Here is a 21,093-nt window from a genome sequence, read left to right on the forward strand (position 1 = left end):
GAAGCGCCGCCTGCCCACCATGTTTTCCCATGCTTGTCCTCCTACCCTGAGCCGTATGTCGAAGAACAAGCGCCCTCCGCTTGTGGACCGGAAGGTTCTGCACAGGCTGGAGGATGAGTTCGAGGATCCCGGTCCTGCGCATTCCTTCGTGCGTGACTTCATCGCCTTCTGGGACGAGAGGTACCTCCGCCTCGCGGAAGCCGTGCAGCGACCTGACGAAGCCGCGTCTCTCGACGCACTACTCAGTGTGAGAATTGCCTCGTCCATGATCGGCGCCGCCCGGCTCGCGAGACTGACGGCCAACCTCGAGTCGAGCCTGAAACGCGGGCATCTGGAAGCGGTTGCCGAAGCTCTTCCCCACTTGAAGCATTGCGGCGACGCGACAGTCAGGAAGCTCACCACGAAGTACATGAACGCCGACTGGTGATGCCGGGGGCGTGAGCCGGACAGAATGTAGGTATGCGCACCTCCTCCATACCTGCTCCCGTGCTGATGATTATGGCGGTGCTGTCCGTCCAGTTCGGCGCGGCGCTGGCCAGGACCCAGTTCGACGCCGTGGGCCCCACCGGCGCAGTGTTCCTCCGGTTGCTGTTCGGTGCGCTGATTCTGCTGGCCGTGGTGCGCCCGAAGGTGCGCGGGTGGAAGCGCGAGCAGTGGGCGGCCGCAGCGGTGCTGGGCGTCGCGCTGGCAGGGATGAACAGCCTCATCTATCTCGCCATCGGCGTGATCCCGATCGGTGTGGCCGTCACGCTCGAGTTCACCGGCCCCCTGCTGCTGGCACTGGTTCAGACCCGCCGCCTCGCTGACGCGGCATGGGCGCTGCTGGCGTTTGCCGGCGTCGTTCTGTTGGGTTTCGATGACGGCAGCGCCCTGCCGCTCGCCGGCATCCTCTTCGCGCTCGGCGCGGGTGCCTTCTGGGCCGTCTACATCCTCGCCAGCGCGCGCGTGGGACGGCTGGTTCCCGGGGTTGAGGGTCTTGCCGTGTCCATGGCGATCGGAGCGCTGATCGTCCTGCCGTTCGGCGCATCGCGCGCCGCAGCGGGCGCTCTCGGGTCACCGCTGGTGCTGCCCGTGTTCGTCGGTGTTGCCCTGCTTTCCAGCGCGTTCCCCTATGCACTGGAGATGCTCGCGCTGCAGCGGCTGTCCACGCGGGTGTTCGGCGTACTGTCTGCCCTAGGGCCGGCCATGGCCGCGCTCGCGGGGCTGCTGGTGCTCAGCCAGGCGCTGGGCGCACGGGAAATTATCGCGCTGGTGCTGGTCACGGCTGCATCGATCGGAGTGACAGTCGGCGTACGACGACGGCGCCCGCCTGCTCCGGAAATCCCGCCGACTCCCGCGCCGTGAGCGTCGGCAACCGTCGCTAGACTGGGCTCGTTGCCGCCGGCAACCTTGGCAAGGAAGCGAGGAGGTTCCCGATGATTCTGCACCAGGTACGCCCGTGGGGCGGCCAGCTGTCGGACGTGGAACTGCAGGACGGGCGCATCACCGCCATCCAGCCTTCCGCAACTGCTCCGGAAGGCGGAGCTGTAGCGCCTGACGCAAGTGCCGACGTCGTCGACGGCAGGGGGCGGCTACTGCTTCCCTCTTTCTCCGATGTCCACGTGCACCTTGATTCGACGCGCCTCGGGCTGCCGTTCCGGCCCCACACCGGCCGCCCAGGGGTCTGGGGAATGATGCTGAACGACCGCGAGAACTGGCGCACGGCTGAGGCGCCCATCGCAGACCGGACCGCATTCACGCTCGCCACGATGATCGAGCACGGCACCACCCGGGTACGCAGCTACGCGCAGATTGACGCCGACTGCCGGCTCGAACGTTTCGACGCGGTTGTCTCCGCCCGGGAAGCGCACCATGCACGCGCTGACGTGGAGATTATCGCTTTTCCGCAGGCCGGGCTGCTGCTTGAAGAGGGCGTGGTGCCGCTGATGGAGGAGTCCCTGAAACAGGGTGCGGATGTGATCGGCGGGATCGATCCGTGCCAGCTGGACAGGGATCCCGTGCGCCACCTCGACATCGTTTTCGGGCTGGCCGAAAAGTACCAGGTGCCGATCGACATCCACCTGCATGAGCCCGGAGAGCTCGGCGTGTACAGCGCGGACCTCATCCTCGAACGGACCCGCGCCACGGGGATGCAGGGCAGGGTCACCATCTCGCACGGGTACTCGCTGGGCAGCGTGTCCGACAGCACCACCCGCCGGCTGATCGACGAGTTCGCGGAGGCTGACATTGCCATGGCGACGGTCGCGCCGTCAGTTCGGGATCCGCTGCCGCTGCGGCACCTCACCGAAGCCGGCGTCCGCGTGGGGCTCGGCGAGGATGGTCAACGCGACTACTGGTCGCCCTATGGCAACGGGGACATGCTCGACCGCACCTGGCAGCTCGCCTTCACCAACGGCTATCGGGCGGACGAACTCATCGAGCACTGCTTCGCCGTCGCAAGCATCGGCGGTGCGTCAATCCTGGATCCGGGCTCGGCACGGTTGACCAGCGTCAGCGACCGGCCGGGCCTGTTGGTCGGCGACCCGGCGGAGCTGTTGCTCCTCGCTGGTGAAACCGTCACCTCTGCCATCATGGACAGGCCGTCGGACCGGACGGTCATTCACCGGGGACGGGTGGTGGCGGACCAGCTGGGCCTGACGCCGCTTGGCTAACGGGTCGCAACGCTCCGTGGCTCAGTGAGGAGCCCGGCGAACACTGCCTCCGCGGCTCCCACGAGCAGCAGTTCGGCACCGAGGGCAGCGCGCTCGAGGTGCACTTCCGTGCCCAGGCCGCTGATCGGTCCCGCAGCGACGGCGGCACTCAGGCGCTCCCTGTCCGCGGCAAGCAGCACACCGAGGAACCCGCCGAGCACGATTATCCGCGGATTGAAAACGTTCACGAGGTTGCTCAGTGCGATGGCCAGCAGGTCTGTCTGCCGCCGGATCTCCCGCCGCGCAGGGAAGGACGTGCTTGAACGGAGAACATCCTCGAGTTGCTCCGCCTGGGCATGGTCCAAACCGGTAACCTTCAGCAGCCGTTCCAGGTTCACCTCGGTTTCGAGGCATCCTCGCCGGCCGCAGTGGCATTGCTCTCCGTCGGGCTGGATCACCATGTGCCCGAACTCGCCGGCGTACCCGGAGGCCCCACCCAGAGGGTGCCCCCCAACAATCGCTCCCCCGCCGATTCCGGAGGCGCTGCCGTTCAGGTAGAGCGCGTCGCGGTACCCCGCCGCTGCGCCGAAGATGCTCTCGGCGAGCGTGCCGAGCGTCGCGTCATTTGCCGCCACGACCGGCATTCCCAGCGCGTCCCGGAACGGCCCGACGACGTCGACATCCTTCCAGCCGAGATGCGGCGCGAGCAGCACTTGGCCCACTTCTGCGTTGACCAGTCCTGGGATGGCGAGGCCCAGGCCAAGCACATGCTCGCTTCCCGCCAGTTCCACCGAGAGCCCCTCCACAACGGCACGCGTGATGTTGACTGCGTCCTCCAGCGAGGGAATGGATGACGTGTTGTAGCGAATTCGGCGATGGACGGTGCCGCCGAGTCCGACGACGCCCACCGTCACCGCATCGACGTCCGGATTCACCGCGAGCGCGACCACCCGTTCACTCGCATGAACCATGGGGCTGGGCCGGCCAACTCTCGCGGCTGCGGCGTCCGTCTCGTACACCAGGCCAAGAGCAGACAACTCACCGACGAGGGCGCCGATGGTGGACCGGGTGAGGCTGCAGCGCTGAACGAGGGCGGCGCGGGTGAGCGGGCCGTGCCGATGGGCAGCGGTGAGGACGGAGGAGAGGTTGCGGCGCCGCAAATCCTCAGTGCCGCTGCGCTCGCTCACTCTGCTCCCTGCCCTATTTGTGCTGGACGTAAACATAGCACCATTGCTGAGGATTTACTCGCCGGAAGGCGTTGACGTATACCGAGTGGGACTATATGTTTTAGTCACGAACTTATCCATTTCAACTCAGTGCGGAGTACTTCCATGTCACCTCAGCCCACACCGGCAGATCGCTTCACCTTCGGCCTCTGGACCGTCGGATGGACGGGCACCGACCCCTTCGGCACCGACACCCGGGCAGCACTCGATCCCGTCGAAGCGGTCCATCGTCTCGCCGAACTCGGCGCCTACGGCGTCACCTTCCATGACAATGACCTCGTCCCGTTCGGCTCCAAGGACCAGCAGCGCGAAAGCATCCTCGGCAGCTTCCGCGACGCGTTGGCTGAAACCGGGCTGAAGGTACCGATGGTGACCACCAACCTGTTCAGCCACCCGGTGTTCAAGGACGGCGGCTTCACCAGCAATGACCGCTCTATCCGGCGATACGCCCTGCGGAAGGTCCTGACCAACATCGATCTCGCTGCCGAGCTCGGCGCCGAGACCTTCGTAATGTGGGGCGGACGGGAAGGCTCCGAGTATGACGGTTCCAAGGACCTGGCCGCGGCCCTCAGCCGGATGAAGGAAGGCGTGGACACTGTCGCCGGCTACATCAAGGAGAAGGGCTACGGCCTCCGTCTTGCCCTGGAGCCGAAGCCGAACGAACCCCGCGGCGACATCTTCCTGCCGACGGTGGGCCACGCGCTGGCGTTCATCGCCGAACTCGAGCATGGCGACATCGTCGGCGTCAATCCTGAGACCGGCCACGAGCAGATGGCGGGCCTGAACTTCACCCACGGCATCGCGCAGGCGCTCTGGGCGGGCAAGCTGTTCCACATCGACCTCAACGGCCAGCGCGGCGTCAAGTATGACCAGGACCTTGTGTTCGGCCACGGCGATCTCACCAGCGCCTTCTTCACGGTCGACCTCCTGGAGAACGGCTTCCCCAACGGCGGCCCACGCTATGAGGGTCCCCGCCACTTCGACTACAAGCCGTCACGCACCGACGGTTACGACGGCGTCTGGGACTCCGCGCGCGCCAACATGGCCATGTACCTGCTGCTCAAGGAACGCGCACTCGCCTTCCGCGCCGACCCGGAGGTGCAGGAGGCGCTGAAGACGTCCGGCGTCGTCGAACTCGGTGAGCCCACCCTGGCAGCGGGAGAAACCACCGCTGACCTTCTCGCGGACCGGACTGCGTTTGAGGATTTCGACGCCGAGAAGGCCTCCGAGCGGTCCTTCGCCTTCATCCGGCTGAACCAGCTGGCCATGGAGCACCTCCTCGGATCGCGCTCCTATTAAAACCCCACGACCTGAAGTTTTTGTCGCCTAGTGGACGTTTCCGAGCTGCTATAGCAGCAACTAGGCGACAAAAACTTCCCCTTTCCCGAGGTTGAGAAAGCAGCGAGGAACCCATGGCCCTGGTAGCCGGAGTAGACAGCTCCACACAGTCGTGCAAGGTGGTGATCCGGGACGCGGAGTCCGGCGAACTGGTGCGCTCCGGCTCAGCACAGCACCCGCCCGGAACGGAAGTGCATCCCGATGCCTGGTGGTCCGCACTGCAACAGGCCATTGCGGTGGCGGGCGGCTTCGACGACGTCGCGGCCGTCTCGGTCGCCGGCCAGCAGCACGGCATGGTGTGCCTGGACGGCACTGGCGAGGTGGTGCGTCCGGCGCTGCTCTGGAATGACACACGCTCGGCCGAAGCAGCGGCGGCGCTTGTCCAGGAGAAGGGCGCACAGTGGTGGGCCGAGACAACCGGCACCGTCCCGGTGGCATCCCTGACCGCGACCAAGTTACGCTGGCTCGCCGAAAACGAGCCGGAGAACGCCGCGCGGACTGCGGCGGTCTGCCTGCCGCACGACTGGCTAAGCTGGCGCCTTGCGGGCTACGGTCCCGGGTCAGGGATCGATGGGCTGAAGGAACTGGCTACCGACCGTTCGGACGCATCCGGTACGGGTTACTGGTCGCCCTCCGAGGGATATCTGGCCGAGGTGCTGGAAGCCACTCTGGGGCACGTTCCGGTTCTTCCTGAGGTTCTGGGTCCGCTCGAGTTCCGGAAGGATCCCGGCGGCCGCATCATCGGGGCCGGCACGGGTGACAACGCTGGGGCTGGACTGGGCGTAGGAGCGGCGGAGGGCGACGTCGTTGTTTCGGTCGGTACGTCAGGCACCGTTTTCGCGGTGTCCGGCAGGCCGACGTTGGACGCTTCCGGCCTGGTGGCCGGCTTTGCCGATGCGACCGGCAACTATCTGCCGCTGGCATGCACGCTCAACGCCACCCTCGTGCTCGACGCAACCGCTCGTCTGCTCGGCGTCGACCACGAGGAGTTTGCGCGGCTCGCGCTGCAGGCGCCTGCCGGCGCGGACGGCCTCACTTTGGTGCCCTATCTCGCCGGCGAGCGCACTCCCAACCTGCCGGACGCGACAGGTTCATTGCACGGCCTGACCCTGCAGAACTACACGCCCGCGAACGTGGTGCGGGCCGCCGTGGAGGGCGTGGTCTGCTCGCTCGCGGACGGGCTCAAGGCGCTGACCGACGCGGGAGTTGTTGCGCGGCGGATCATCCTCGTGGGCGGCGGCGCGCGTTCGGCAGCACTGCGGCGCGTTGTCTGTGCCGTCTTTGGACTACCGGTGTCGGTGCCGAGCCCGGGCGAATATGTGGCCGACGGCGCTGCCCGCCAGGCCGCCGGCGCGTTGCATGGCGCCCTGCCGGGCTGGCGGACCAGCAGCGTCGAGCTCGTGCAGGCTGAGCCGACGCCGGAGGTGCTGACGCGCTACCGGGAAGTGGCTGTGCGCTCCTCACCTGACCTTCCGATTAGCAGGCGCCGAAATAAGGGAGAGTAGCTCTTCAACGGCGGCACCAAGAGGACGATGATTAAGGTGCCGACCTCGGCCGGCACTCGAGCAATCGGAGGAAATCATGCTCAAGGCGCTGCTGTGCAAGCTGAACATAAAACACGATTGGCATATTGAACCCGCCGACGACGGCACCCTATATACGCGCTGCAAACGTTGCGGCAAGGACGACGAAAGCGGCGCGGGTGGAACCAGCACTGTAGGCGGCGCCTGGATCGGAATGGGCTAGGTGATCCCGGCGGTCAGGGATTCGTTCTACAACTGATCGCGCTCAGCCGGGTAACTGCCGTCCGCTGGCGGCTCGGCAAACCACACGTCCCATGACCGATCTACAGGCGTGATTATCCGCGATGGGCCATCTTGAATGACCTCAACTTCCTTCACGTTGTCAGGCCATTGCAGTGCTTCGGGTATGCGAATGATTTGGGACCGGCTGGTCCTAAGAATTCTTGTGGTGGTCATCATGTCTCCCTACACGAACAGTGTTCCAACAAGTCCGGCCGCCGACAAGACTTCGTAAGGAATGCACCGCCGTTCTGCGTGGTTGTCGCGGGTATGAAGCGCATCGGATTCCTGTCCTTTGGCCACTGGTCACCCCTCGAAGGCTCACGCACTCGCACGGCCCGGGATTCGCTCCTGCAGGGCATTGAACTCGCCGAAGCCGCCGAGGAGATCGGCATCGAGGGCGCGTTCTTCCGGGGCCACCACTTCGTACGCCAGCAGGCGGCGCCATTTCCGCTGCTCTCCGCAATCGCAGCACGCACCTCGCGGATCGAGATCGGGACCGGTGTGGTCGATATGCGGTACGAGAACCCCTAACGTCGAATTGAGCTAAGCGTCGCCGGTAAACACACTAGATTCCATGGAATCGCGAGTCGTACTCGTGACCCATTCGAACGATCATGCCCCCATAGTGGAAGGGGTCTCCTAGCGCGGGCGCGGGTGCTTGGCCGCTTACGACATTCACCGGACCGCCATCGTTGACAAATTCGAGTACAACAACCCCAATTGCGTCAAAACCATGCCCGGCCGTGCCACTTCGCCTCGGCAGCTCTGCAATCTTGTCCAAGACGATCTGAACGGACTGAGGTTGCTTATTTTTCGTAAGTATTGCCGGGTACTGAGCCAGCGGAAATTTGTTGGTAACGGATGACAAGAATGTTGGCGACGCGTTGATCTGGACATAACCAATAGCCAGTGCTTGATTCGATGCCCCATGGACGGCGGCGTGAGAGGAATTGAGTTCGTCATAGAGCCTCGGAAGTGCCTTCTGATGTGCCGTCATCGCGGCCTTCGCTTCTAGGGCAATCAGCACGGCTCCTACGTCCGCAATTGCAATATCTGGAACATTCATCAGGGAAGCCCGTTGCGCGACTGTTAGCGTGATCTGGTATTTGCTGACCAGTGAGCGGAACGTCGGTGCATTACTCGGGATTGGACCCTCCGGCCGCGCGAAGACGAGGTCGAGTTTTTTCTTCCGGCTGGTGCCGAAGTCCCGCATCGTGTGGTTTACCCCCAGCACGACCTTTCCAGCTGCGGCATGTGAGCGAAGAAGCGCGGAGTTTTCGAGCAGGTCAAGAGCAATTCCCCAGCAACCGACCTTCGAATGCCTATCTGACTGAGAGTTGTATTGCCAGCGGTTACCGTTCCTGTCTGGAACCGAAGGGACTTCCAGAAAGCTCGCCAAAATCGTAGGACCATGCACCCCCCGAACCTATATGTATTCGCGCGCCGAGGGTAACTACAACACGGAAACTACGTCGACGTGCTCTGAGATATCGGTTCGAAAGCCCGGGTGACGGCCCAAGTTTCCCAACTGAAGCCGCTTATAGAAGCCTGCGCTTGCGCGGTGAGAAAGGACTTCGGCAGCCGACGAATCCATGACCTGCGCGAGATGCTGATATGGCTCGTGAGTGGGGAACTCCGACAAGTGAGGAGCGCTGTAAATCTTCCCGTTCTCGCCCCAGGCGGCTTTCGGCCATGAACCTTGATGAAATTCCCATCGGCTATAGGAAGCTCTTGCTTCACCGGGGTCAGCCAAATTTCGAGCAACCCAGGTGGAGACCCCGACTGTAACGGCATTGCCAATCAGCTTCCACCGAGGACCGTTTTTCTTTGTACTTATGCCGTCTACAAGCGTCCAACCTCGTTCGAAACCTTGCATCGCCTCGGCGTCCTCAATTGAGGGCTTAACGAACTTTCTACCCGTTGCCGCGCCCGGCACCCATACCGCCGGAGGAGACGGAATACCAATAGTGGAACCTCCCTTCAGAGTCGGCACCGCGTCCTGAGCCCAACCAAGACCGCCTCGGCCCTCGGTCCAGTAGAAGCCGAATGCATCGTCGGCGAACGCGTCCTCGGGCCTTACCCCCGCGTCGTCAGCGAAGAGAACGTCGCGAGGGTCGAAGTCGGTCGACGCGAGCATTATCACTCGGCGGCGACGTTGGGGGACACCCGTGAATCGAGAATCCACAACGCGATATGCCCATCTGTATCCAAGGGATTCAATTTCAGATATGAGGTACTTCATCGCCGAACCGCGATCTAAAGCAAGCATGTTTGGCACGTTCTCGATAAGAAGGCTTGGCAAGCGTCGAGATGTTCCACTGACCCGCAGTGCTTCGAAGAGGTGCTTCACCAGGCCGGAGTTGATACCTCCGATCCCAGCCGTCCGTCCCGCCTGAGATAGGTCTGTGCAGGGAAAGCCTGCCGTTACAAGATTCACCTCAGACGGCAGCGACTTTAGCTCACGAATATCCGGGTGGACTTCGACGCCGGGAAATCTCGACTTCAAGACCAGTTGAGCCGGCTCCCACCACTCACAGAACAACTCAGTTTCTGCATCAGCGCCGAGTGCGCGATTGATGCCGAGTTCGATACCGCCGATACCCGCGAAGAGGGCTGCGATTTTGAACGTCGAACTCGGCACGGGAAGGCTCCTAAAGCGTGAAGTTGTTGCTCCTAGACGATAGCCGAAGGAAGGCAAAAACTCGAGCCCGACCTCCGCAGAGTCAGGCTATAACCGGCTTCCGACAATCCGCTCACAGCCGCGCGCGGCGGTCAGCCAGCGGTTCCGCCGCTTCTGCATTGCGGCGGGCGATACGAGCCCGCGAGCACCTACGGCAGCAGGCCGCCAATGCGTCCGCCGAGGCGCAAGCGGAACTGATTCCCTCGGCGAGGGCCGCACCTGACGCAGAGCTTCAACTCGGGGCGGTTACCGTCGGCGTCGACGTAAACCGTGTCAAGCTGAACGTCAAATGCCGGTTCAGGAGATGTTTCGAGGGTCACGACGGGGTCCATTCCTGAACCCCGTTGTGAGGCGACAATTGGGGCGTAGAACGTCCCGATTGAAAACCGGGCGTCGGGCGGGGCGAAGGATTCGGAGGGCACGAGAGCGGAAGCAGGCGCCGCATGAACGAAACCTCTTGCAGCAATCCGCGTAAATGAATCCTCTCAACACGGATGGTACGCGCGCCCACCCTTACTCGGTCTTCCGCTACGACTCCGATAACGTACCCTCTGTATCCGCAAACTTTGGAGTCTGATGGCAACCACATACAAGGAAGAGCTGGTTTCAATTGATCAGCTGCTTCTTGACCCGAACAACTTTCGTTTCCAGGATGAATTCGATTATGTGCGAGCCGATCCTCAGCGCTACGCGGAGCCGTCGGTCCAGGAAAGGGCGACGAAGCGGATAAGAAGTGAAGGCTTAACTGAGCTGAAGGCTTCAATAGTGAGCAACGGGTTCTTGGCCGTAGAACGACTAGTAGTCAGACCGTACTCTCAAAGGAATGACGGTAGTTGGTTATTCTTGGTCCTCGAAGGCAACCGGCGCGCAGCAAGCTTGAAGTGGATTAAGGATGATCACGAGGCGGGGGTTGCTATACCCCCTGACGTGCTGGATGTGCTGGATGCAGTTCCGGTGATCGTTACTGAATCCGACGAAGGTGAAGTTACATATCTGTCGATAATGGGTATACGGCACGTCGGCGGCATCAAGCAGTGGGGGGGCTATCAGCGAGCGAAGCTAGTTGGTGACCTGCGCGACAAACATGGGCTGGAAACTAACGACGTTGCCGATCGACTCGGCATGACAAAGCACGAAGTCAACCGACGTTACCGCGCCTTGAAAGCACTTCAGCAGATGGAGGAGGACGAGGACTTCGGAGATTTTGCGGGACCCTCCATGTACCCCCTATTTCACGAGGCAGTGTCTATCCCGACAGTACGTGAGTGGCTCGGTTGGAGCGACGCCGAAGCCAAATTTGAAGACGACGACGAGATCCGCCGCTTCTACTCACTCATTACACCCTCCGTGCCAGACGGTGAAGAAGACTCAACGGAGCGAGAAGCCAAGATAACCACGTATGCGCAGGTTCGCGATCTGCGCGCGATACTGGCTCATCCGGAGGCCAGAACTGTATTACTCGACTCAAACCGCTCGTTCGGCGATGCCCTTGGTGTCGCGAAGGCTGACGAACTGTCGTCGTCTTGGCGAACTGAGGTGTCTGAGGCAATTGGAGCGTTGAGCTCCATCGGCGCCTTCGACCTCGAGGGACTGACACCAGAAGATATTGCCTCTCTGAAGTCACTCGGGTCTGTAGTTGATCGTGTTCTCGGTACCCACGCAAAACTCACTTCGTAGCAACCTGTGGAACCGGGTCCGGCCGCCGTAGCCGACTGGGTGGAGCGCGAGTTCGAGTTACTCTCTCCGCCGGTCGATGTCGCAGACGTTATTGTGAACTTTGGGGGCACCCAAGGATGGTTTTCTAGCTCGCAGGAGGCAGTTGAACGGGCCGCAACTTGGAAGCCGGGACTTCTTAAGAGACTGCGCCGTGTCCTTACGTCCGCGCGCGAGCAAGGTCGATTTGTCCGCTTCGACTTCAATGCTTCCGACGAGACCCAAATTCAGGGACACTGTTACCCCGACGCCCGTGACTCGTCGGACTTTGCCCTCGAAAAAGAAGGGAGAATTGAGGTTGATGATTATCGCGATGCAATAGTGCGAGGTACGAGCTCAGAATTCGAGTCCATCTGCCGAGGAGTGCTTGCGCTCGTGGGTTGCCGAGCTCCCGTCTTAACCCCTCATTCCAACGATCAGGGTTTCGATCTGTTCGGTGAATACAGCATGGAGGGCAGGCTGGACCGCCGTTACCACTTGGGCGGCCCGGACCGCGCCATGACAGTGTGGATAGCGGGTCAGGCCAAAAAATACGCTGACGAAGTTGGTGTGGACCACGTGCGAGAGTTTATAGGTGCCCGGGAGTTGATGAAGCTAGGAATCTTCACTGACGGCGGCAAAGCACTAGAAAGATTTACACCGAAGGCATATCAGCCGGTGTACCTGTTCTTCATGACGACCGGAAGGCTCACTCGAGGAGCAGTGGACCTGATCACTCAAACGGGAGTGGTGCTGTTCGACTTGGAAAGCATTGCGGTTCTTCTCGCCGATCACAACGTGGCGACGGGGCCCTCGGGCTTTGAACAGTCCCTATTCGATACGTGGGTGAAGGAAAACCAGTCGGCCTAAGGTGCAGGGTCGAATTACAAACAGTGCAAAGCGACGGTATGAGAACCCGCTCTACATGGCAGAAGAAGCGGCCGAAGCGGACCTCATCAGCGGCGGCCGGATGCAGCTCGGCATCAGCCGGGGATCACCCGAGCCCGCGCTCAATGGAGCAGCCAACTTCGGTTATGTTCCAGCCGACGGCGAAGAGCCAGCTGACATGGCCCGCCGCCACACAGAGGTGTTCCGCTACGCGATCAGCGGCGCGGGGATCGCACAGGCAGACCCGCGCCAGGGCTCCGACCTCCTCCCGGTCCAGCCGCACTCCCCCGGGCTCAGCGAACGCATCTGGTGGGGCGCCGGAACACGGAAAACTGCCGTCTGGGCCGCAGAGCAGGGCATGAACCTGATGAGCTCTACCCTGCTGACCGAAGACACCGGTGTGCCGTTTGACCAGCTTCAGGCCGAGCAGATCCAGCTGTACCGCGACGCCTGGGACAAAGCCGGCCACTCCTTTGCTCCCCGCGTTTCGGTCAGCCGCAGCGTCATCCCGATCGTCGACGACGAGGACCGCCAGTACTTCGCCCTGAGCGCGCTCCGCGAGACCCGCGACCAGGTGGGCGTGCTTGATGGCGCAATGTCCCGATTCGGCAAGAGCTACATCGGCGAGCCGGACAAGATCGCCGCGGAACTGGCCGCCGACGACGCCGTCCGTGCCGCAGACACCCTCATGCTCACCGTGCCCAACCAGCTCGGTGTGGACTACAACGCCAAGTTGCTGCGCAACATTGCAGACCACGTGGCCCCGGCAATCGGGTGGGAACGCAAGATGAGCGCACCGTCGTCGTTCTAGGAAGTGGATGGAAGAATCGACATCATGCCCTCCACAGCCGACGAAATCTGTGAGCTTGCCAGTGCACACGGACTGACACTCGATCCCGGAACGCTGACGTTCAACGAGGCCGGTCTGGACTACCGCGTTGTGTTCGCCACCGATGCACATCCGCGCCAGGACTGGGTGCTGAGAATTCCCCGCCGGCCGGACGTGTCGGCGAAGATCGACGAAGAGAAGCACATCCTCGATTTCATTCGGCCGCGGCTCGATATTGCGGTGCCTGACTGGCGCATTGCATCCGCCGACCTCATCGCCTACCCCTTGCTTCCGGGCAGCCCTGGGCTGACGCTCGACGAGGACAGCCAGCCTGTGTGGCACTTCGACGTCGCTTCAGAGGAGTACGCCCGGTCGCTCGCAGGGGTGATCGCGTCGCTTCATGGTCTGGATCCTGAAGCAGCCGCAGCCGCCGGCGTTCCCACCGAAACCGTTGATCAGACGAGGCAGCGCTGGGCCCGCGATCTCGACCGGGTGCTCGACGAGTTCCGGATCGACGACGACCTGGTGAGTGTATGGCGCGCCTGGATTGACGACGACGACCTCTGGCCGCAGCGCAGCGTCTTCACCCACGGGGAGCTGTACCCGGCGCACCTTCTCCTCGATGAGGAGGCCCGCATCGTCGCTGCGCTGGACTGGACCACGGCAAAAGTCAGCGATCCGGCGCTCGACTTCGTCTGCCAGTTCCTGATCGCACCGGCCGAGTGTTTCACCGCAACAGTCAATGAGTACCGCGATCTCACCGGGACCAGCGAGCCCAACCTGGAGGCGCGGTGCAGCGCGCTCATTGCCTCCGGTCCGCTGAACTACGCGCTGTTCGCGCTGCAATCCGGGGATGTGGAACACCGCGCGTCGGCGCAGGCTCAGCTCAGTTCCGCGCCTCAGTGAATTGGCAGGACACACCCCCTTTGCGCGCGCATCAGGGGCGTGTCCTGCTGGATGAACGCAAGGTGGGGTGGTGGAACAATCGATCCCATGGACCAGCAGCTTCACTTCATCACCCTCGCCACACGCGACCTCGACGCAGCCCGCGCCTTCTATCGGGACGGCCTCGGGTGGGAGGCGAATCTTGATGTACCGGGCGAGGTCCTCTTCTACCAGGTCGCGCCGGGATTGCTTCTGGGCCTTTTCCACGCCGACAAATTCGCCCAGGATCTCGGCGCCAATGCTGCGCCGGCCCCCACGGGTGTCACACTCTCGCACAACGTCGACAGCCCCGACGCCGTCCGCAGCACCGTCGACGCGATGACCGCGGCGGGCGGCTCGGTACTCAAGCAACCGCAGCAGGGCCAGTTCGGTGGAATCTTCCACGCGCACGTCCAGGATCCGAACGGCGTCATCTGGGAGATCGCGCACAACCCCGGCTGGCGCATCAACGACGACGGCACAGTGGTACTCGGTTAGCCGCCGGCCCTATAGTGGCGCAATGAGCGACGAGACCAAGAGCAACGCCGATATCCACTTCTACTTCGACCCCGTCTGCCCCTTCGCCTGGATGACCAGCAAGTGGGTTCGTCTCGTCATGGAGGAACGGGATTACTCCGTCGAGTGGCGCTTCATTTCCCTGCGCCTGCTCAACGCGTCGGTCGATTACGACTCACACTTCCCCGAGGGCTACGAGGCAGGGCACACCGCAGGCCTGCGCCTGCTCCGCGTGGCCGCGCAGGTCCGGAAGGATCACGGGCCCGACGCCGTCGCTACCCTTTATGCCCGCCTCGGCGCCCACATCTTCGATACAGCACGGGACGACCCGTCGCAGTCCGGCGCCACCGGGCACCACGGGACCCGTGAATTCCTTGAGCCGATCCTTGCGGAGGCCGGGCTTCCGGCGCCGCTGGCGGACGCTCTCGATAACGCCTCACTCGACTCGATAATCCAGGCCGAGACGGACGAGGCGCTTTCCCATACGGGCAAGGACGTCGGCACTCCGATCATCCACTTCGAGCCGCCGGAGGGCGTGGCCTTCTTCGGGCCGGTCATCAGCAGGCTGCCTTCTCGCGATGAAGCCGCTGATCTGTGGGACCACGTGGTGGCCCTGGCCGGCTTCCCCGGATTTGCCGAGTTGAAGCGTAGCCTCCGCGAGCGCCCGCAACTGCGCAGTTTCGGAATCACCGACGCGGATGCCGGCGTCGAGGAGGACTGGCATGGCGGGAGCCGACGCCAAAAGAAGTAGCGCCCCGGCAAGAGTGTTTACTGGATGAGTGAACGTGAACCCCAGGGGAGGGTCGGTAGCCGCCGGCGCGTCCTCGACCACCATGCTTCGCCGCTCCAATGCGCGGCTGATCCTCGACGCGATCTGGCGAGTACCCTCCGGCAGCACCATTACCGCGAACGAGCTCATCAGCGCCACGTCGCTCACCCGCGCCACCGTCCTCGGCGTCTGCGATGACCTGCTCCGAAACGGATGGATTGTCGAGGAACCTGCGCGCGCCGCTATCGGCAAGGGAAGGCCCGCCCGGCATTTCGCCCTCGACGACAACGCGGGCTATGTCCTCGGCGTCGACGCCGGCTACAGCCACATCCGCAGCGTCATCGCCAATCTCCGGGGCGAGGTACTTGGCCGCGGCGGAGCGGCCTTCACCGCGGACATCGACGACCCAGATCCCGCGCCCCGCACCTCAGCGCTACAGCTCGCCATCAGTTCAGCGCTCGACGACGGCGGTATCGATCCTTCCCGCGTTCTGACCGTGTGTTTCGGCATTCCGGCCCCGGTCAGCCGCATCGGCGCCATCCCTACCGGCAACCCGTTCTGGGAGCGGATGGCGGTGGACCAGGCTGCCGTGCTCGCCGGACGCCCGCAGTGGATGTCCTTCATTGAGAATGACGCCAACCTCGCGGCGCTGGCCGAGCGGCACAACGGCACTGTGGACCCGAATGGCAGCTTCCTCGTACTCCTTGCCGGTGAACGATTCGGTGCCGGCATCATCGAGGACGGACATCTTCTACACGGGGCGCTCGGGGGCGGCGGAGAAATGCACTACCTCGACCTCGTAGAGGGAGTAGGCAGCCCAGCGGCCATCGCTCCCCTGGCGCGCGCCTGGGCTGCCGAGGCTCTGGCCGCAGGTCGGACCACGGTCCTGTCGAAGGGCCGCTCGAAGAAGAACAGACCCTCCGCGGAGGCTGTATTTACAGCGGCGGAGGACGGTGACGCCGTCGCAATCGAAATCGTGGAGCGCCTGGCTGAGCGGCTGTCCCGCGTCATCTCAACCCTCGCGTCACTACTCAACCCGGACACTGTGGTCATCGGCGGTGCGGTGGCGCCGTCTCTCGCCCGCCTGGCGGAGCAGATCGAGACGAAGGTAGCAGCGACAGCTCACTTTCCTCCGCGGGTGGTGGCGTCGTCGCTCGCTGGCGACATTGTGCTGACCGGTGCCGTGAACGCCGCGCTGGCCAGGGTCGGCCGGCACGCATTGGATATCGAACTGCGCCGACCTTAAACGGCGGAAGCACCGGGGCCGGCAAAGGCCCCAGTGCTTCCGCGCTCTGAAGGAACTGCTAGTACGTCAGGCCGAACCCAAACGGGAACAACTCGCCGTCCGTGGTCTCCTTGTAGCCGGGCAGGTCGCTGTACTGCTCGCGAATCGCTTCAGCGGTTCCGGCGAGCGCAAACGGCATGCGGCCCTGCGGCGCTACCTTGCCCGAGAGCACGTCGAGAAGCGCGGTGTCGCTCATGCCGAAGCCGGCAACGATCGCACCGGCATCGCGAAGCCCGCTGGCCTCATCCAGAACGAAGGGCTGGCGGAAGTACACGTGCAGCACGACCTTCGAAGGGTCCTCGACCTCGCTCATGACCTGCTTGATCGTGTCCAGGGAAGGGGTGATCTTCCAGGACTCGGACTCGGCCATGGAGGTGAAGTCCAGAATGCTCGACTCCCAGGGCAGTGACCCGCCGAAGCGCAGACCGTTGTCGGTGCATTGCGCAGCGCCCTGGGTGACGCAGGCATCCGCAGCACCGTAGGGGCTCTCCCCGTCAAGGCCCTCGACGCCTTCAAGCGTCACCGGGTTGATGTGCTCGGGGTTAAGTCCCGACGTCGGGCTGTTGCTGACGTACGAGGACGTGTTCGCATTGTTCACCGTCACGGAGATCAGCGCGTAATCGCTATCCGCGGCACTGGGACGATCAGCCGGGTCGGCAACATTGCCGTTGGTGACGTTGTAGCCATAGCTCTCGACCGTCTCCTGCGTGAAGTCGCCCAGGATGTAGACGTCGGAGCCGTCCTTCAGCGGAAGCGTCTTGCCATCTTCAGTTTCCTTGTTCTGAAGCAGTACCGCCGACTTACGCTGAAGATCCAGCCCCACTTCGCGATTTGCAGCATTGCCGACGACGGCGCCCGCCGCCTCCGCGTCGACGTACGGATTCTCGAACAGGCCCATACTGAACATCGGCTCAAGCAGCCGGGTGGCGGCCAGGGTGACGCGCTCCTCGGAGACAAGTCCGCTGTCAACGAGGTCCGTGATGGTCTTGACGTCGTGGAAGCCCGAGAGCGTGTCGGTACCGCCGTTGATTGCCGCGGCAACGCGCTCGGGGACTGACTTGTCCTCGAGGCCCCACGCGCGGTCATTGATGATCCCGGTGTCGGAGTTGACGTAACCCTTGAAGCCCAGCTTGCCGCGCAGCAGGTCATTGACGATCTGGTTGGAGAACGCCATACCCGTCTGGTCGTAGGTGACGCCGTCATGGGTGACGTTCACCGGTGCACCGTAGTACGGCATGATCGACGAGACGCCCGCGTTGATAGCGGCCTCGAACGGCTGCAGGTGGTAGCCGAAGCCGCCGCCCGGATACACCTGGGTCTTGCCGAACGAGTAGTGCGCGTCGAGGCCAAGCTCCTGCGGACCGCCGCCCGGGAAGTGCTTCATCGTCAGCGCCACGGAAGTGTCGGGGCTGAGGGAGTTGCCGTCGTCGTCGACCGGTCCCTGCAGGGTCTGCACCAGCTGGGTCATGATGTTCGAGTTGAGGTCAGCGTCCTCGGTGAAGGTTTCATGTGCGCGGTACCAGCGGGGCTCCGTGGAGAGGTCCGCCATGTAGCCGTACATGCCGCGCAGCCCGATGGACTTCCATTCCTCACCCATGACGGTGGCGAAATCGTCGACGACGGACATGTCACCGGTGGTGGGATCCTGGCCGGTGCGCTTCGCTTCCTCGCCGAGGGCTGCCGCAGCAATGCCCGCTTCCTTCGGGAACGAGGTGAACGCGCCGGCGGACTCGTTGATACCTGCACGCGCATTCGGGTCGATGTGGTTGCGGGCGTTGGACTTGTACAGCATCGGGATGCCCAGGCGGGTTGCCTCGCCCAGCTCCTGGATGGTGTTCATGTAGGTCGCGGCTTCCTGCGGCGTCAGCGACGTGCTCGCCGCGAAGCCACCGCCGGGACCGCCGCAAACAGCCTTGTCCTCACTGGTCACGGTGTTGCGGAAGATGAACCGGTGCATCTGCTGGTTGTTGATGTAGTCGGTTGCCGCCGGGTCCAGCGTGCCGCGGGTCTGGGTGTCGACGTCGCACGCTGCATTGAGGGTGTCGATCAGCATGAGGCCGGCCTTCTCCTCAAGCGTCATCAGCGAGACGAGGTTGGCTGTGCGCTCCCCGGCGGACAGGCGCCAGTCCTCATACGGGTCAAGGGTGCCGTTGGCGTTGAGGTCCTTGAAGGTGCGGCCCTTGACCTTGATGGTGTCCTTGACGCGCGCATCGAGCACCGGAGGCTTGCCGTGGTTGCCTTCGTTCTTGTTCACAGCTGCTGGGGTCCTTTCCGGGGACTTCGCCTGAAGCGGCAGGGCTCCGGCGGTCACCCCCAGCGTAAGCGCCAGTGGTAAGGCAACCGCCGCGGCAAGGCGCTGGCGTGCGGATAGTCGTTTGTACAAACGGGTCATCTCGTGCTCTCCATCGAGTGTGGGAATGATGATCGGCGCCCCGGACACAGACAGGGACAGGAGCGGGGCGCCGCTTCAACTCTCACCGGTTGCCTCCCGGATGCGGCAGGAGTTGCCACAAGTTGCTCCTGTTGCCGGAAGTTGCAGGAAGCGGAGGTTGTCCGGGTGTGGCGACATCGGTCCGGCGGAAACGGCCCGGGCACGCAAAAGCGCCGGAGAGCTGCACGTTCGTGGGGATGTCCCCACGATCGTGCAAGTCTCCGGCGCTTTTACGCCGTGCTGACCTACCTGACCGTCAGGGTGCGATCAGATCCAGCTGGGTTGGCAGCCACAGGCTCAGCTCGGGAACGAAGACCACGAGGAACAGGCCGACGATGAGCGCAAGCAGGAACGGCATGAGCTTCGAGATCACCGGTTCGATCCGGAGCCCTGCCACCCGTGCGCCAACGAACAGAACGTTGCCGACCGGCGGGGTGATCGTGCCGACACACAGGTTGTAGACGATCATGGTGCCGAAGTGCACGGGGTGGATTCCGAATTCCATGACGATGGGCAGGAAGATCGGCGTGAAGATCAGGATGGCCGGTGTCGGGTCCATGAATGTTCCGACGATGAGCAGGATGATCATCATCAGGATCAGGATCACCGTGGGGCTATCCGTCAGTCCCAGCAGGCTGTCGGAGATGAGGTCCGGGATGCGGGCGAAGGACATGAGCCAGGACATCGCCGTCGAGACGCCGACCAGCAGCATCACAATCGCGGTGGTCTTGGTTGCATTCAGCAGGATACCCGGCAGGTCTCTGACCTTGATGGCCCGGTAGATGAATCCAAGCACCAGCGAGTAGACCACAGCGATGGCCGCGGACTCCGTCGGCGTGAAGATTCCCGCCAGGATGCCGCCGATCACGATGACGATCATCAGCATGGCCGGAAGCGCCTTGATGAGCGTCTGCACTGCCACGGAAAGGGTGACCCGATCGCTGGTCTTCATGCCCTTGTGCCGCTTGGAGTACACATACACCACAAGCATGCAGGCGATGATCCAGATGAGACCGGGGCCGTACCCGGCTACGAACAGGGCAGCAATGGACGTGCTGCTGACCAGCGAGTACACAATGAAGGTGTTGCTCGGCGGAATCAGCATGCCGGACGGCGCCGACGCCACGTTGACTGCGGCGGAGAAGCTGCGGTCGTACCCTTCTTCCCGCTGCCGCGGCCCCATGACGGTTCCGACGGCGGCAGCAGCGGCAACCGCTGCGCCACTCACCGAGCCGAAGAGCGCGTTGGCCACGACGTTGGTCTGGGCAAGTGAACCTGGGGCACGTCCCACCAGAACCTTCGCAGCATCGATCAGCCGGGCCGCTATGCCGCCGTTGTTCATCAACACGCCGGCCAGAATGAAGAACGGGATGGCCAGCAGGGTGAACGAGTTGATCCCGGCGAATATCTGCTGGGACGTTGTCAGCACCGCGCGGTCCACGCCGAGTACAGCGATGATGGCAGTCACTGCCGACAAACCGATGGCGACGGCGATGGGAACCGCCAGCGCGATCAGCACCACGATTCCGACGAGGAGAATGAGCCCCGCGAGTAAAGCTGTTTCCACGGTTGCTCCTAGATGACGTCGGGTTCGGTGTCTTCGATGGCCTCTTCGTCACCGCGGATGATTGCCACCATGTGGTACACCGCGTAGAAGATGATGAGGACACCCGTGACGGGCATGACCAGGTAGAGCGGCCCTATTGTCACCGGCAGGCCGGAGAGCGCCTGGCTCCAGGACTGCTCGGAAACCCGGTACCCGCCCCAAACGAGAATCAGTCCAGCGAAGGCGATGATGGCCACCTGTACAAAGACTGCTGTGATCTTCTCGATCCGGGCGGGAAACTTGCGAACCAGGAAATCGACCGCGATGTGGCCACGCTCCGCGAAGACCAGGGCGGCCCCGAACAGGCCCAGCCACACAAAGAGGTACTGGGCCAGTTCGGAGGTCCACGCGCTGGGGCTGTTGAGGATCTGGCGGGAGAACACCTGCCAGACCACGGTCACCACCAGCACCGCGAACAGGATCACACAGGCAGCCGCAAGGAACTTGTCGGATGCTTTCTTGATCGATTGCATG

19 protein-coding genes and 2 pseudogenes are annotated in these 21,093 nt (G+C 63.2%); 14 read left to right on the forward strand and 7 right to left on the reverse strand.

Annotated features, from left to right (window positions below; genetic code table 11):
• The first annotated feature begins 55 nt into the window (after positions 1–55).
• From JOD47_RS05470 to JOD47_RS05480, 3 genes are all read left to right on the forward strand, one after another.
• On the forward strand, positions 56–427 hold the full coding sequence (locus tag JOD47_RS05470) for an Hpt domain-containing protein (protein ID WP_204532688.1): 372 nt from the start codon (positions 56–58) through the stop codon (positions 425–427).
• Between the two features lie 32 nt (positions 428–459).
• Positions 460–1,344 (forward strand): EamA family transporter, encoded by an 885-nt coding sequence (locus JOD47_RS05475; RefSeq protein WP_204532690.1) that lies wholly within the window; start codon positions 460–462, stop codon positions 1,342–1,344.
• Positions 1,345–1,415: 71 nt separating this feature from the next.
• Positions 1,416–2,651: an amidohydrolase family protein gene (locus JOD47_RS05480; protein ID WP_204532692.1), complete on the forward strand. Its 1,236-nt coding sequence runs from the start codon at positions 1,416–1,418 to the stop codon at positions 2,649–2,651.
• Here the strand turns inward: JOD47_RS05480 and JOD47_RS05485 are convergent.
• Entirely contained in the window at positions 2,648–3,817 is a 1,170-nt protein-coding gene (locus JOD47_RS05485; protein ID WP_307836205.1) for an ROK family transcriptional regulator, read from the reverse strand. The two genes, JOD47_RS05480 and JOD47_RS05485, sit on opposite strands and share 4 nt — an antisense overlap.
• Positions 3,818–3,961: 144 nt before the next feature.
• Between JOD47_RS05485 and xylA the strand changes: the two genes are divergently transcribed.
• From xylA to JOD47_RS05500, 3 genes are all read left to right on the forward strand, one after another.
• Positions 3,962–5,155, forward strand: coding sequence for a xylose isomerase (gene xylA, locus JOD47_RS05490; protein WP_204532694.1), 1,194 nt, complete (start codon positions 3,962–3,964; stop codon positions 5,153–5,155).
• Positions 5,156–5,268: 113 nt separating this feature from the next.
• Positions 5,269–6,699, forward strand: coding sequence for a xylulokinase (locus JOD47_RS05495; protein ID WP_204532695.1), 1,431 nt, complete (start codon positions 5,269–5,271; stop codon positions 6,697–6,699).
• Positions 6,700–6,775: 76 nt separating this feature from the next.
• Positions 6,776–6,940, forward strand: coding sequence for a hypothetical protein (locus JOD47_RS05500; RefSeq protein ID WP_204532696.1), 165 nt, complete (start codon positions 6,776–6,778; stop codon positions 6,938–6,940).
• Between the two features lie 26 nt (positions 6,941–6,966).
• On the opposite strand, the gene vapB is transcribed toward JOD47_RS05500, so the two are convergent.
• Positions 6,967–7,176: a type II toxin-antitoxin system VapB family antitoxin gene (vapB, locus tag JOD47_RS17860; protein WP_372432789.1), complete on the reverse strand. Its 210-nt coding sequence runs from the start codon at positions 7,174–7,176 to the stop codon at positions 6,967–6,969.
• A gap of 90 nt (positions 7,177–7,266) precedes the next feature.
• On the opposite strand from vapB, the pseudogene JOD47_RS05505 reads away from it, so the two are divergent.
• Positions 7,267–7,527, forward strand: a pseudogene (locus JOD47_RS05505) (LLM class flavin-dependent oxidoreductase); the annotation flags it as partial.
• A 37-nt stretch (positions 7,528–7,564) separates the two neighbouring features.
• Here JOD47_RS05505 and JOD47_RS05510 read toward each other — a convergent pair.
• Positions 7,565–8,416 (reverse strand): hypothetical protein, encoded by an 852-nt coding sequence (locus JOD47_RS05510; protein WP_204532697.1) that lies wholly within the window; start codon positions 8,414–8,416, stop codon positions 7,565–7,567.
• Between the two features lie 36 nt (positions 8,417–8,452).
• Positions 8,453–9,640, reverse strand: coding sequence for a DNA cytosine methyltransferase (locus tag JOD47_RS05515; protein WP_204532705.1), 1,188 nt, complete (start codon positions 9,638–9,640; stop codon positions 8,453–8,455).
• A 615-nt stretch (positions 9,641–10,255) separates the two neighbouring features.
• Here JOD47_RS05515 and JOD47_RS05520 point away from each other — a divergent pair.
• The 7 genes and pseudogenes from JOD47_RS05520 to JOD47_RS05550 all read left to right on the forward strand — a co-directional run bounded on the left by JOD47_RS05520 (position 10,256) and on the right by JOD47_RS05550 (position 16,543).
• Complete coding sequence (locus JOD47_RS05520) at positions 10,256–11,356, forward strand: ParB/RepB/Spo0J family partition protein (protein ID WP_204532707.1); 1,101 nt, start codon at positions 10,256–10,258, stop codon at positions 11,354–11,356.
• 39 nt (positions 11,357–11,395) lie between these two features.
• Positions 11,396–12,241: a restriction endonuclease gene (locus tag JOD47_RS05525; protein ID WP_204532709.1), complete on the forward strand. Its 846-nt coding sequence runs from the start codon at positions 11,396–11,398 to the stop codon at positions 12,239–12,241.
• Between the two features lie 34 nt (positions 12,242–12,275).
• Positions 12,276–13,070 (forward strand): annotated as a pseudogene (locus JOD47_RS05530) (LLM class flavin-dependent oxidoreductase); the annotation flags it as partial.
• A gap of 24 nt (positions 13,071–13,094) precedes the next feature.
• Complete coding sequence (locus JOD47_RS05535; RefSeq protein ID WP_204532713.1) at positions 13,095–13,994, forward strand: macrolide 2'-phosphotransferase; 900 nt, start codon at positions 13,095–13,097, stop codon at positions 13,992–13,994.
• A gap of 87 nt (positions 13,995–14,081) precedes the next feature.
• Positions 14,082–14,510, forward strand: coding sequence for a VOC family protein (locus JOD47_RS05540; RefSeq protein ID WP_204532715.1), 429 nt, complete (start codon positions 14,082–14,084; stop codon positions 14,508–14,510).
• A gap of 22 nt (positions 14,511–14,532) precedes the next feature.
• Entirely contained in the window at positions 14,533–15,279 is a 747-nt protein-coding gene (locus JOD47_RS05545; protein WP_204532717.1) for a mycothiol-dependent nitroreductase Rv2466c family protein, read from the forward strand.
• A 28-nt stretch (positions 15,280–15,307) separates the two neighbouring features.
• Positions 15,308–16,543: an ROK family protein gene (locus tag JOD47_RS05550; protein WP_204532719.1), complete on the forward strand. Its 1,236-nt coding sequence runs from the start codon at positions 15,308–15,310 to the stop codon at positions 16,541–16,543.
• Positions 16,544–16,601: 58 nt separating this feature from the next.
• Here the strand turns inward: JOD47_RS05550 and JOD47_RS05555 are convergent, their stop codons facing one another.
• The 3 genes from JOD47_RS05555 to JOD47_RS05565 form a co-directional block, all read right to left on the reverse strand.
• Positions 16,602–18,974, reverse strand: coding sequence for a glycoside hydrolase family 3 protein (locus JOD47_RS05555; protein WP_204532721.1), 2,373 nt, complete (start codon positions 18,972–18,974; stop codon positions 16,602–16,604).
• A gap of 295 nt (positions 18,975–19,269) precedes the next feature.
• Positions 19,270–20,580: a TRAP transporter large permease gene (locus JOD47_RS05560; protein WP_204532723.1), complete on the reverse strand. Its 1,311-nt coding sequence runs from the start codon at positions 20,578–20,580 to the stop codon at positions 19,270–19,272.
• An 8-nt stretch (positions 20,581–20,588) separates the two neighbouring features.
• Positions 20,589–21,092 carry a TRAP transporter small permease gene (locus tag JOD47_RS05565; protein ID WP_204532725.1) on the reverse strand — a complete coding sequence of 168 codons (504 nt, stop codon included), beginning with the start codon at positions 21,090–21,092 and terminating at the stop codon, positions 20,589–20,591.
• Position 21,093 lies beyond the last annotated feature (1 nt).

Origin of the sequence: Arthrobacter tumbae, from assembly GCF_016907495.1 — a bacterium.
In the GTDB taxonomy this organism is placed as follows: Bacteria; Actinomycetota; Actinomycetes; order Actinomycetales; family Micrococcaceae; genus Arthrobacter_D; species Arthrobacter_D tumbae.